The following is a 12,069-nucleotide window of genomic DNA, read 5'->3' as shown; positions in this document are numbered from 1 at the left end:
CAAGCGTGCACGGCTGCGACGAGCGCGCGGTGCAGCAACGGCCAGCCGCGCCGCAGCGCGACGCGCACGCCGACCCAGACGAGCACGACCAGCGCGGCGACGACCAGCAGGATCGCGGCGACCCGCACGCTGATCGCCGCGGCCAGCGCGGCCGACGCGCCGAACACGATGCCCGGTGCGACGTGTACGGGCGCCCACACGAGCGCCGAGACGACGTTGACCGGATAAAACGACCGCCGCGGCAGCGTCGCGCAGCCGACGACGACCGGCACGACCGCACGCACCGGCGCGAGGAAGCGCGCGAGCACGATGCTCTTCATCCCGTGACGCAGGACGAACTCCTCGCCGCGCGCATAGGCGTTCGCGTAGCCGAGGCGCGCCCACACGTTGCGGATCATCCCGCGGTAGTGCCGCCCGAGCTCGTAGCTGATCCCGTCGCCGACCACCGCGCCGGCGGCCGCGATGCCGATCGTCGTCCAGCCGTCGAGCGCGCCCGCGCCGATCAGCGCACCGGCCGCGAACATCACGGCGCCGGCCGGCACGATCGTGCCGATCAGCGCGATCGCCTCGGCGCACGCCGCCACGAACACGATTGCCAGCACGAGCAGCGGATGCGCGCCGATCGCGCCGATCCACGCGTGGATCGTGTCGCTCATCGCACGCCCCGCGGCGAAACGGCCCGGCGGTCGAACACCGGATCGGCGATGGCAGGGTGAACGGTCATGGCGAGGTGCGCGCGCTCGCGCCGGCGTGAACGGTCAATCGAACTCGTGCTGCCGCGCATCGACCTCGAGCGGCGCGTCGTGATAGCCGACCGTCGCGATTTCCTGCAGATAGCGCGCAAGAAATGCGCCGATCGAACCGGCGGCCTCGTACTGATGCACGTGACGGAATTCGTGGGTCAGCAGGCGGCGCGTGTCCTGCCCGCGCAGCACGTACACCGCATGGCCGAGCGTCAGGCCGATCGTCCCCGGCGACAGCAGCCCCGTGTCGCGGGCGATCGCGGCCAGCGACGGCGTCTCGGGGAACGGCATGCGATCGACGGTCACCACGCGGATCCGTTCCGGCCGGGCAACGCCCACCGCGCGTGCGTCGTCCGCCTGCGCCGGCGTCAGCGGCGCCCCCTGCGCGATCCCGCGCGCCGCTTCCGCTTCGGCCCATGCGACCGCGGCGGGCAATGCGGACGGCAGGATATCGGCAAGATCGATCATCGCGGGGCTCCCCTGTAGGTGGATTGGCATCGGGCACCAGTTTAGTCCCGAATCGCGGCGGCTCGACGCGCGGTCCGGGCAGCGCGTCGCCGGTCCGGCCCGGGTACGGCAGTCACCCGGGAATACCCTGACCGCCGCGCACGACACGTCGTGCCCTTTCCGGTCGATTATTTCGCTTCAGTACACATTCGTCGATCAGCCATCTCGAAAATTTCCCGAATGAGTACCGTTTTCGAATTCGGCGGAATATATTGGTCAGAAGAACGGCCGCGTCGATAACCAGACATGCAGTTCGCGGCGTCATCCCGAAGAGGGCCGCTAGATGATCAGGGTAATTCTGGCTGACGATCACGCAGTCATGCGGGACGGACTGCGTTACATCCTGGAAATGGCCGGCGGTTTCGAGATCGTCGGCGAGGCAAGCGACGGCTCGGCCACGCTCGCGCTGGCCGAACACGCGGCCGCCGACGTGCTGCTGCTCGACCTGTCGATGCCCGCGCCGACCGGCATCGAGCTAATCCGGATGGTCAAGAGTCACGCGCCGTCGCTGCGCACGCTCGTGCTGACGATGCATGCCGAGGCGCAGTACGCCGCGCGCGCGTTCAAGGCCGGCGCCACCGGCTACCTGACGAAGGACAGCGCGACCGCCGAACTCGTCGAGGCCGTCGGCAAGGTCGCGGCCGGCGGCGTCTACGTGAGCCCGTCCGCGGCCGAAAGCCTCGCGCGCACGCTGCGCGCGCCGGCCCGGACGTTGCCGCACGAGCGGCTGTCCGCCCGCGAGCTCGACGTGATGCGCCGCATCGTCGCCGGCCAGACCGTCACGCAGATCGCGTCCGAGCTCGGGCTGAGCACGAAGACGGTCAGCACGTACAAGACCCGGATCCTCGAGAAAATGGAGTTGCCGCACGACGCGGCGCTGGTCCGCTACGCGGTACGCCACGATCTCGATCCTGGCGCCGGCGCCGACGACGCATGACGGCCGCGTCCCGGCTCCCGCCCGCGCCGCCGGAAGACGACGATCCGGACACGTCGCGCCTGTTCATGTCGTCGCTGCCGCCGGGCCGGCGCGAACGGCGCTTCGCGCTCGCGACCGTGCTCGTGTCGGCCGTGATCTTCGCCGCGCTCGCGCCGTTCGCGGGCATGCCGCTCGCGCCGGGCTCGGCGTTCATTCCCGTGTACCAGTCGGCGATCGTCGTCAACGACATGGTGACGGCCGGCCTGCTGCTCGGCCAGTACGCGATCCTGCGCCAGAAACCGCTGCTCGTGCTCGCGGGCGGCTACCTGTTCACGGGCTTCATGGCCGGCACGCACATGCTGAGCTTCCCCGGGCTGTTCGCACCGCACGGCCTGCTCGGCGGCGGCGACCAGACCACCGCGTGGCTGTACCTGTTCTGGCACGGCGGGTTTCCGCTGGCCGTTTCCGCGTATGCGCTGCTGCGCGCGACGCCGCGCGCCCGCCCGATCGCGAGCCCGCAGCGCCGGGCGGCGATTCCGGTGGGGTTCTGCCTCGCGTCGGCGGCCGCCGCGACGGTCGCGCTCGCGCTGCTCGCGACCGCCGGCCACGACCTGCTGCCGCGCATCATGAACGGCAACCGGATGGCCGCGACGATGACGAACGCGATCACGATCGTCTGGGGGCTGAACCTGGTCGCGCTGATGCTGATGTGGCAGCAGCGGCGCCGCCACTCCGTGCTCGACCTGTGGGTGATGACGGTACTCGTCGCGTGGCTGTTCGATATCGCGCTGTCGTCGATGCTCAATCACGGGCGCTACGATCTCGGCTTCTACGCGGGGCGCGCGTACGGCCTCGTCGCGTCCGGCGTCGTGCTGTTCGCGATGCTGTTCGAGAACGGCCGGCTGCATGCGCAGACCGTGCGCGCGCTGGCCGGCGCGCGCTACCAGCATCTGCTCGTCGTGCAGAAGAGCGCGCAGTTGAACGACGCGAACGAACGGCTCGAACAGCGCGTCGCCGCGCGCACCGCGCAACTGAGCGCGTCGAACCGCGACCTGCGGCGCGAAGTCGAGGAGCGCGTGCGCGCGGAGCGGGCGCTGCAGACGTCACGCGAGGAACTGCGCGAGATCGCCGCGATCAGCGCCAGCGCGCGCGAAGCCGAGCAGCGCCGCATCGCGCGCGAGCTGCACGACGAACTCGCGCAGACGCTCGCGACGCTGAAGAACGATCTCGAATGGCTGATCGACCGCGTGCCGCAGGACGACGCGTTGCTCGCGCGCAAGATCGCGGCGATGCATGCGCTCGCGCGCGGCGCGGTGGCCGCGACGCGGCGCATCGCGTCGGACCTGCGCCCGCTGATGCTGGATGACCTCGGTTTCGCCGCGGCGATGCAATGGCTCGTGGAAGATTTCCGGCACCGTCACGGGATTGCGTGCTCGCTGCGCGTCGAGCCGCCCGAGCTGCAACTCGACGAGCCGTACGCGACGGCCGTGTTCCGCATCGCGCAGGAAGCGCTCGCGAACGTCGCGCGGCATGCGGCCGCGTCGCATGCGGACGTCGAACTCGTGCACGGCGGCGATACGCTCGCGCTGACGATTCGCGACGACGGCGCGGGATTCGATCCCGGCGTGCCGCGCAAGTCGGGTTCGTTCGGGCTGGTGGGATTGCGCGAGCGCGCGTATCTGGTCGGCGGCACGCTGCGGATCGCGACGACGCTCGGCGAAGGCACGACGGTCGACGTCGAGATTCCGCTGACGCACGCGCCCGTCGCGGTCGCGCATGGCGGGAATGGGGGTTCTCGGCCCGATCGCTGACCGAGGCGGCGATGCCGGCCGCCGCATCGATCACGCGTCAGTGGTAATCCTCTTCCCGTTGATGTCGCACCGCGAGAATCGTAACTTGTTCGGCCACTTCAATCTCGAACAGCAGGACATGACCCGACGCGCCGAAGGACACGATCAGCTCGCGCAAAAACGGATTTCCATTCTCGATCTTGCGGCATGTGAACGGAAACAGGCGCAGCACGGCAACACCTTGCCCGATCGCGTCCGCGGCGCGCGCCGCCGCATCCACATCACGTTCGAGCAGGGTTCGAAACGTATCTGGAACCGCAATCCGCCCGCCGGTCACACCCGCGCCGCCACCATCCCCCGCTCCGATCGCGTCCATGCGACCAGCGCGCCGATGCCGAGCAGCGCGAGGCACACGATCGGCACGATCATCGGCCCGAACGCGGTGCCCGTCACCTTGCCCGCGAACGGCATCAGGTTCTGGCTGAAGAAACCGCCGAGGTTGCCGATCGAGTTGATCGCCGCGACGCTCGCCGCCGCCCGCGCGCCGGTGAAATAACGCGGCGGCATCGACCAGAAGCACGGATACAGCAGCGGGATGCACGCGCCGCCCAGCACGAGCGCCACGAAGCGCAGCGGCGTCGACGGCAGCACGAGGCTCAGCAGGAAGCCGAGCGCGCCGAGCGCCGCGACGATCGCGATCGTGCGCAGGATGCTCTTCGCGCGACGCAGCTTCGCCGGCAGCCACAGCAGCAGCAGCACCGCGAGCGCCCACGGCAGCATGCTCAGGAAGCCGTTCGTGCTGCTCGACACGCCGAACGATTTCACGAGCGTCGGCAGCCAGTACGTGACGCCGTACAGCGACGTCGACATCAGCATGTAGGTAGCCGCGAACAGCATCACGCGCGGATCGAGCAGCGCCTTCCACGGCTGGCCGTGCTCGGCCTGCGCCGGCTTCTCGCGCTCCAGCGCGGCCGCGACGATCTGCTTCTCGCGCTCGTCGAGGAACGGCGCTTCGCGGAACGACGCCGGCAGCACGCGGAACACGACGATCGCGACGACCACGGCCGGAATGCCCGTCGCCACGAACACCCATTGCCAGCCCGCGAGGCCCCACACGCCGTTCAGGCTCAGCAGCACGCCGCCGACCAGCGAGCCGAGCATGTTCGCGAGCGCGCTGCCGAGCGTGAAGATGCCGAGCACCTTCGCGCGGTAGCTCTGCGGGAACCACAGCGTCAGGTAATAGATCACGCCCGGGTAGAAGCCGGCCTCGGCGATGCCGAGCAGGAAGCGCAGCGAGCAGAACGCGGGCATCGACGTCGTGAAGCCCATCAGCACCGTGATGAGGCCCCACGTCAGCATGATCCGCGCGAGCCACACGCGCGCGCCGTAGCGATGCAGCGCGAGCGTGCTCGGCACCTCGAACAGCAGGTAGCCGATGAAGAACAGCGACGACGCGAGCCCGAACGCGGCCTCCGTCATCCCGAGGCTGTGCACCATCTGCAGTTTCGCGAAACCGACGTTCTGCCGGTCGATGAACGCGATCAGGAACATCACGACGAGGATGGGCAGCAGGCGCCGCGCCACCTTCGACATGATGCGCTGTTCTTCGGCGGACGCGGGGTCCAGGGTGTCGGTAGCGGTCACTTCATGCTCCTTGCGTGAATCGGTTGCGTATCGGTTGAACCGATGCCCGCGCGCAGGCGTCGCGCGGGCACCGGATGTCTCGTTGAACGGGGGGCGATCAGCCCGACCGGTAATCGTCGAGCATCGGCGCGAACATCTCGTGCCACGCGCGCGGCTTCGCCTTGATCGTGCCGGCCAGGTACAGGAATTCGACGTAGTCCATCAGCTGGTTCGGCAGCACCGAGAAGCGCGTGTCGGGCGCGGCCAGCATGCGCATCACGTCGTCGTGCGACACGCCGACACCCGACGACGCCGCATACAGCGCGGCCGCCGCGCGCGGGTCCTGCGCGATCAGGCGGTTCGCTTCGTCGAGCGCGCCGAGAAACGCGACGGAGAGCGCGGGTTCCGCATCGACGAGCCGCTTCGGCGCGAACACGACGTCGAGCGTCAGCGGGCCGAGCACGTCGACCGAACTCACGACGCGATGAATACCCGGCTGCCGCAACTCGAGCGTCGAGAACGGCGGCGACGTGAAGTGCGCGGTGACGCCGTTCTCGCGGCGGATCAGCGCCTGCATCGCCTGCGGATGCGGCAGGTTCACGGTGATCGAATCGAGCTGCGCGAAATGCCGCGGGCCGAGTTGCCGGCTCGCGACCATCTGCAGCACGACAGCCGACAGCGACGTGCGGATGCCCGGCACCGCGATCCGGTCGGACGGCGTGAAGTCGCGCAGCGACGCCAGGCCCGGGCGGTTCGCGTTCAGCGACAGCGACGTGGTCGACAGCCCGCTGATGCCGATCACCTCGACGTTCGGAATGCCGCGCGCCCGCGCCCACAGTTCGATGAAACCCGGCGCACCGGCGCCCGCGAAATCGAGCGTGCCGGCCATCATCGCGTCGTTGACGGAATTGCCGCCGTCGAGCAGCACCCAGTCGACCGCGACGTCGCGCACGCCATGGCGTGCCGCGTGCCGCTCGAACAGCCGCTGCTTCTCCATCACGAGCAGCGGCAGGTACAGCACGCCATAGCCCTTGGAGATCCGCACCGTGCGCGGTTTCGCCCGCACGAGCGACGGTGCGGCGAGCACGCCGAGTCCGGCGGCGATCAATGCGCGGCGGCGTGGCGACATCGTCATGCGCACGCCGCCCCGCGACGGGCGGCACACGGCCGCGCGAAGGCCGCCGTCGCGCCGCGTCGCGCGTTCGTCGCGCCCGTGACATGCTGCATGTTGCCGTCTCCTTGAATATTTCTGGTATTAATGCCGTCCTTGCCTGCTGCTTCCGGCTCGACACAGGTTATCGACCGAGTCTGAGAAAATGCTGACATCCCGGCCCCGGGAAAACCCTATCCACTTACCTGCAAAACGGCACCATGCGCATTCTCGTCGTGGAGGACGATGCCGAAATCGGCGCGGCGATCCGCAACCGCCTGGCGCGGCTCGGCCACGCGGTCGATCTCGAAACCGACGGCGCGACCGCGCACGGGCTGTTGCGCGTCGAGCGTTTCGACCTCGTCGTGCTCGACGCGAACCTGCCCGGCATGGACGGCTTCACGGTATTGCGCCACCTGCGCGCGTCGGGCAGCACGACGCCCGTGCTGCTCGTCACCGCGCGCTCGGCGATCGACGACCGCGTGAGCGGCCTCGGCCTCGGCGCCGACGACTACCTCGTGAAGCCGTTCGACTACCGCGAGCTCGACGCACGCGTGCAGGCGCTCCTGCGCCGCAACAGCGGCCACGCGAACGACGTGCTGACGCTCGGCGGCCTCGTGATCGACCGCAGCAGCCGCCTCGCCGAACTCGACGGCCAGCCGCTGTCGCTGTCGCGGCAGGAGTTCGCGCTGCTCGAAATCCTCGCGAGCCGCCCGCAGCGCATCTTCTCGAAGGACGAACTGCTGAACCAGCTGTTCAGCTTCGGCAACGAGCCGACCACGAACGCGGTCGAGCAGTACGTGACGCGTGTGCGCAAGAAGCTGCAGGGCAGCTCGGTCGAGATCCGCACCGCGCGCGGGATGGGGTATCAGATTGCGGCGCACTGACTGGTTCCCGAAGACGCTGTTCGGGCGCACGCTGCTGTTCATCGCGCTCGTCGTCGCGACCGGCGCGCTCGCGCTCGCGGCGATCGCGCGCTATTACGCGGGCGTCGCGGCCGAGCGGGCATACGACCAGTTGCTGGCGGGCGCATCGATCCAGGTCGCGGAAAACCTCTACGTGCAGGGCGGCGTGCTCGCGCTGAATCCGCCGGTGGGCGCGCTGTCGACGCTGTCGCGCTACGACCTCGTCTACTACAAGGTCGTCGATTCGCGCGGCGTCGTCGTGGCCGGCTATAACGATCTCGCGAGCCCCGCGACGCTCGCGGCCGCGAAACAGGGCCCCGCGTTCGCGAATGCCGTCTACCAGGGGCACCGCATCCGCACCGCGACGATCGCGCGCTACATGCCCGAGGAAAACACGCCGGGCTGGGCGCTCGTGACCGTTGCGCAGACAACCAACGCGCGCCAGCAGCTGACGAACGACATGAGCATCAAGGTATGGACGCTGATCCTGCTGATGAGCGTGCTCGCGATCGGCGCGAGCGGCCTCGCGATCCGGCGCGGCCTGCGCCCGCTCGCGCAGATCGGCACGATCATCGCCGCGCGCGACCCGGCCGACCTGCGGCCGGTGGCCGTCGACACGCCGAGCGAGATCGACGCGATCATCGGCTCGATCAACGGGTTGATGCACCGTCTCGCCGAACGGATCAACGCGATGCAGCGCTTCATCGCCGACGCCGCGCATCAAATGCGCACGCCGCTGGCGCGGCTCGACGCGCAGATCGAGCTGCTCGACGGCGAATCCGATCCCGCGCGCCGCGCGGCGCGGCTCGATGCGCTGCGCGCGACCTCCTCGGACGTCGGCCGGCTCACCGGCCAGTTGCTCAATCATGCGATGGTGATTCATCGCACCGAAGCCGTGCCGCTGCAACCCGTCGACCTCGTCGCGCTCGCGAAGGAAGTGCTCGGCCGCACGATTCCGCTCGCGGGCGAACGCGATGTCGCCGTTGCGTTCGCGAGCGACGCGCCGCTGGCGCGGATCGACGGCGACGCGATCAGCCTGCAGGAAGCGCTGTCGAACGTGCTGCACAATGCGCTGCTGCACGGTCACGCGGACGACATCGTCGTATCGGTCGCGACGATGGGCAACGTTGACGGCGCGGTCACGCTGACCGTGACCGATAACGGCCGCGGGATACCGCGCGAGCACTGGGATGCGGCGCTGCAACCGTTCGTGCGGATCGCGCCGGACGGCAGCGAGCGGCGCACGGGGTCAGGGCTCGGGCTCGCGATCGTGCAGGAAGTGATGAAGGCGCACGGCGGGCGCGTGGGGTTCGCGTTTCCCGATGCGGGCGGGTTCGCGGTGGTGCTGACGTTTCCGCGGGCAGCCGGAACCGGCGCGGAAGAAGCATAAGCCGTCGGATCAGTGCCGTCCCGCGCGCGGCAGACGCTCAGTCGTCGTTGTCGTCGTCGAACCGGTTGCGCTCCGCATGCCGCGCTACCCGTCGATCCAGCTCGTCGTACTGGCGATCGCAGAACAACCGGCACAGCGTATCGACATCCGCACGCGTATCGACGTCGATCGTGTCGACGTGCTGCTCCAGCGTCCCCTTCCCGATCCCGAAGAGCCCTTTCTTCATCCGCATGGAGACGACATTCAGCTGGAAACCGCCTGAACGCGCGTCGCTCAACGCGGTCACCCACAACGCCCTCTGATCGCCGGCATGCTGCAGCACGAGCGCCGGCAACGGGCCTTCCTGCGTCTCGTCCCACTCGGCATGCTGCGCCGCCCACGGGAACGCGTCGAAGGCATGCGTGAACGACGCGTAATCCGTCGCGCCCTGCGGATCCAGTTGCTTGTAATCGTAGCCGACCTTCTGAATCGAATAAGTCAACATGGCGCGGTAGCCCCCGTGGCGTTCGAGATCAGGAAAGCATCAATCTACCTGAGTTTCGGTGTCCGTCATGATTTTCGCCGCGGCTCACGTATGCGCCTTTGCCGCGCGATCGCGCGGATCCTCCAGGTAGCCGCGCGCCAGCCTGACGAGTTCGCGCTTCAGTTTCGGATCGTCCAGCAGCCCGCGCCGGGCCGCATTGTGCACGATGCCTTCGAGCGCGGAAGACAGCACCTGCGCCGTCATGGCATCGGCCTTGACGGGCCCACGCCCGCGACAGGCGGCAACGATCAGCGCATAGCGGCGCAAGTATGCCTTCTGGAACGCGTCGTACGCGTCCTTCGCGCCCCCCGGATCGGGCAGATCGAGCAGCGCCCGGTGCAGCGACGGGTGATCGCGGTGCGCGGCGATCAGGTCGCCGATCAAGCCTTCGACGAGACGCCCGGCGCTTGCCCGACGGTCATGCGTGCGTTGCAGCACGGCCAGCACGTCGTCGAAATGCCGGCGCCGGATCGCATCGACCAAGGCGAGCTTGTTCGGGAAGTACTGGTACACGGAACCGATACTGACGCCGGCAACCTCCGCGACTTCGTTGGTCGTGAATCCGGCCCACCCGTGCGTATCGAGAACGCGAGCCCCGGCCGTGACGATCACGTCCACGGTCGCACGCGAACGCGCCTGGCGCGGGGCTTTCCGCATCGCGGCGGCGGTATTGGAAACGCGAGTGGACATGCGGACTCCGACCGAAAATAATGGTGCCGAAGCTCACATATTAGGTGAAACCCACGAGGAAACGACCATGAGCGCGAACGCACTCCTGTCCCGCATGCTGCGCTACCAGGCATGGGCGAATGACGACATGCTGGCGGCCATCGCCGGGCTCGATGCGGGGCAACACGCCGAAGCGCGCCATCTCGCGCTGCGGCTGATGAACCATTGCCTCGTCGTCAACCGGATCTTCGCCGCGCATCTGACCGGCGAGCGCCATGGCTTCGTGTCCGACAACACACCCGACACGCCGGAGCCCGACGCACTGCGTGCGGCCTTCGCGTCGCTCGATCGCTGGTATCTCGACTATGCCGACGCCGCCACGCCCGGAATGCTGTCCGAATCGATTCCGTTCACGTTCACCGACGGCGACAGCGGATACATGACTCGCGAAGAGATGCTGACCCATGTCGTCACGCACGGCGGCTATCATCGCGGCGAAGCCGGACGCCTGATGAGCCAGGCGGCGGCACGCTCGGGGCGAGCCATCGAACTGCCGTGGGACACCTACGCCGTTCACCTGCACCGGACGGAACCCGCGCGCAGGCTTCAGGGAAAAACCGAAGCGGCGAATCCGGCACCCGCAGTGCGATAGGCTGACGCCAGGCCCGCTACGCCGCCACCGCGTCGCCGCCCAGATACGCATCGCGCACGCGCTCGTCGTCGAGCAGCGCCTTCGCCGGTCCTTCGAGCACGACGCGCCCCGTCTGCAGCACGTACCCGTAATGCGCGATCTCCAGCGCGAGGCTCGCGTTCTGCTCGACCATGAACACCGTCACGCCCTGCCGGTTGATCGCGTCGATCAGTTCGAGCACCTTGTCGACGTAGAGCGGCGACAGCCCCATCGTCGGCTCGTCCATGCAGATCAGCTTCGGCCGCGCCATCAGCGCACGCGCCATCGCGAGCATCTGCTGCTCGCCGCCGGACAGCGTGCCGGCGCGCTGCGTCAAGCGTTCGCGCACGCGCGGAAACAGGTCGAGCACGCGTTCGTAGTCGTCGGTCACGGCCGCGCGATCGCCGCGTGTGTACGCGCCCATCAGCAGGTTCTCGCGCACGCTCATGTCGCCGAACAGCCGCCGTGCCTCGGGCACGGCCGCGATCCCGCGCCGCACGCGCTGCGGCGTCGCGAGCGCCGTCACGTCGCCGCCGTCGAAACGCACGACGCCGCGCCGCGGCCGCATCAGGCCGAGGATCAGTTTCATCGTCGTCGACTTGCCGCTCGCGTTGCCGCCGAGCAGGCTGACGATCTGCCCGCGGCCGACTTCGAAGTTCACGTCGAAATGCACCTGCACCGGCCCGTAGAACGTGTCGAGGTGTTCGAGTTTCAGCAACGCGTCGGTCATCGTCGTATCGGGTCCGGAAGAAGGCAGGGTCATGCGGCCGCCTGGGCGGTGCGATCGGCCGGTGCGCCGCCCGCATGGCGGCGGCCGAGATAGGCTTCGATCACGCGCGGATCGTGCCGCACGTCGCGCGGCGCGCCCTCGGCGATCTTCACGCCGTTGTCGAGCACCATCACGCGGTCGGACACGCGCATCACGAGTTCGAGCTTGTGCTCGATCAGCAGGATCGTCAGCCCGCGCGCCTTCAGCGACTGGATCAGCTGCAGCATCTCGGCCGTCTCCGTCTCGTTCATGCCGGCCGTCGGTTCGTCGAGCAGCAGCAGGCGCGGATGCAGCGCGAGCGCGCGGCCGATCTCGACGCGCCGCCGGTTCGCGTACGACAGGCTGTGCGCCGGATGATCGATGCGCGGCGTGAGCCGTTCGCCGAACCCGGCGACGATCGCGCGCGCCTCGTCA

The 12,069-nt window shown here is 68.8% G+C and carries 14 protein-coding genes; 5 read left to right on the top strand and 9 right to left on the bottom strand.

From position 1 onward, the window contains the following. Both G3N62_RS31230 and G3N62_RS31225 read right to left on the bottom strand, forming a co-directional pair. Nucleotides 1-656, bottom strand: a 656-nt coding sequence (locus G3N62_RS31230; RefSeq protein WP_206141405.1) for a VTT domain-containing protein, incomplete at its 3' end; no start/stop codon positions are given. 102 nt (nucleotides 657-758) lie between these two features. Continuing rightward, a complete protein-coding gene (locus G3N62_RS31225) occupies nucleotides 759-1,211 on the bottom strand; it encodes a hypothetical protein (RefSeq protein WP_059559643.1) in 453 nt (150 codons plus the stop codon). A 322-nt stretch (nucleotides 1,212-1,533) separates the two neighbouring features. Here G3N62_RS31225 and G3N62_RS31220 point away from each other — a divergent pair, with 322 nt between their 5' ends. Both G3N62_RS31220 and G3N62_RS31215 read left to right on the top strand, forming a co-directional pair. Continuing rightward, nucleotides 1,534-2,187 (top strand): response regulator transcription factor, encoded by a 654-nt coding sequence (locus tag G3N62_RS31220; protein WP_049031728.1) that lies wholly within the window; start codon nucleotides 1,534-1,536, stop codon nucleotides 2,185-2,187. Continuing rightward, nucleotides 2,184-3,977, top strand: coding sequence for a sensor histidine kinase (locus G3N62_RS31215; RefSeq protein ID WP_124670846.1), 1,794 nt, complete (start codon nucleotides 2,184-2,186; stop codon nucleotides 3,975-3,977). Before G3N62_RS31220 ends, G3N62_RS31215 begins: the two co-directional genes overlap by 4 nt. A 37-nt stretch (nucleotides 3,978-4,014) precedes the next feature. Here the strand turns inward: G3N62_RS31215 and G3N62_RS31210 are convergent, their stop codons facing one another. The 3 genes from G3N62_RS31210 to G3N62_RS31200 form a co-directional block, all read right to left on the bottom strand. Further along, nucleotides 4,015-4,293, bottom strand: a complete 279-nt coding sequence (locus G3N62_RS31210) for a type II toxin-antitoxin system RelE/ParE family toxin (protein ID WP_124670878.1) — start codon at nucleotides 4,291-4,293, stop codon at nucleotides 4,015-4,017. Next, nucleotides 4,290-5,600: an MFS transporter gene (locus tag G3N62_RS31205; RefSeq protein WP_049035680.1), complete on the bottom strand. Its 1,311-nt coding sequence runs from the start codon at nucleotides 5,598-5,600 to the stop codon at nucleotides 4,290-4,292. Before G3N62_RS31205 ends, G3N62_RS31210 begins: the two co-directional genes overlap by 4 nt. A gap of 97 nt (nucleotides 5,601-5,697) precedes the next feature. Continuing rightward, nucleotides 5,698-6,714 carry an ABC transporter substrate-binding protein gene (locus G3N62_RS31200; RefSeq protein WP_124670845.1) on the bottom strand — a complete coding sequence of 339 codons (1,017 nt, stop codon included), beginning with the start codon at nucleotides 6,712-6,714 and terminating at the stop codon, nucleotides 5,698-5,700. A gap of 236 nt (nucleotides 6,715-6,950) precedes the next feature. Between G3N62_RS31200 and G3N62_RS31195 the strand changes: the two genes are divergently transcribed. Both G3N62_RS31195 and G3N62_RS31190 read left to right on the top strand, forming a co-directional pair. Then, nucleotides 6,951-7,616 (top strand): response regulator transcription factor, encoded by a 666-nt coding sequence (locus G3N62_RS31195; RefSeq protein WP_034188331.1) that lies wholly within the window; start codon nucleotides 6,951-6,953, stop codon nucleotides 7,614-7,616. Further along, entirely contained in the window at nucleotides 7,603-9,024 is a 1,422-nt protein-coding gene (locus tag G3N62_RS31190; RefSeq protein WP_124608076.1) for a sensor histidine kinase, read from the top strand. Before G3N62_RS31195 ends, G3N62_RS31190 begins: the two co-directional genes overlap by 14 nt. Nucleotides 9,025-9,061: 37 nt before the next feature. Here the strand turns inward: G3N62_RS31190 and G3N62_RS31185 are convergent, their stop codons facing one another. Then, nucleotides 9,062-9,508: a hypothetical protein gene (locus G3N62_RS31185; protein ID WP_034188333.1), complete on the bottom strand. Its 447-nt coding sequence runs from the start codon at nucleotides 9,506-9,508 to the stop codon at nucleotides 9,062-9,064. A gap of 84 nt (nucleotides 9,509-9,592) precedes the next feature. Next, entirely contained in the window at nucleotides 9,593-10,237 is a 645-nt protein-coding gene (locus G3N62_RS31180) for a TetR/AcrR family transcriptional regulator (protein WP_124670844.1), read from the bottom strand. Here G3N62_RS31180 and G3N62_RS31175 point away from each other — a divergent pair. Further along, nucleotides 10,149-10,868 carry a DinB family protein gene (locus tag G3N62_RS31175; RefSeq protein ID WP_226103877.1) on the top strand — a complete coding sequence of 240 codons (720 nt, stop codon included), beginning with the start codon at nucleotides 10,149-10,151 and terminating at the stop codon, nucleotides 10,866-10,868. The genes G3N62_RS31180 and G3N62_RS31175 overlap by 89 nt on opposite strands. Before the next feature lie 16 nt (nucleotides 10,869-10,884). On the opposite strand, the gene G3N62_RS31170 is transcribed toward G3N62_RS31175, so the two are convergent. Both G3N62_RS31170 and G3N62_RS31165 read right to left on the bottom strand, forming a co-directional pair. Then, nucleotides 10,885-11,649, bottom strand: a complete 765-nt coding sequence (locus G3N62_RS31170; protein ID WP_124670843.1) for an ABC transporter ATP-binding protein — start codon at nucleotides 11,647-11,649, stop codon at nucleotides 10,885-10,887. Beyond that, on the bottom strand, nucleotides 11,646-12,069 hold a 424-nt coding region (locus tag G3N62_RS31165), incomplete at its 5' end, for an ATP-binding cassette domain-containing protein (RefSeq protein ID WP_206141404.1). The genes G3N62_RS31165 and G3N62_RS31170, both read right to left, overlap by 4 nt.

It is taken from the genome of Burkholderia sp. Tr-20355 (assembly GCF_017104685.1).
In the GTDB taxonomy this organism is placed as follows: domain Bacteria; phylum Pseudomonadota; class Gammaproteobacteria; order Burkholderiales; family Burkholderiaceae; genus Burkholderia; species Burkholderia seminalis.
The sequence above is the reverse complement of the archived record's forward strand: the minus strand, read 5'-3'. Positions and strand labels throughout refer to the sequence as shown.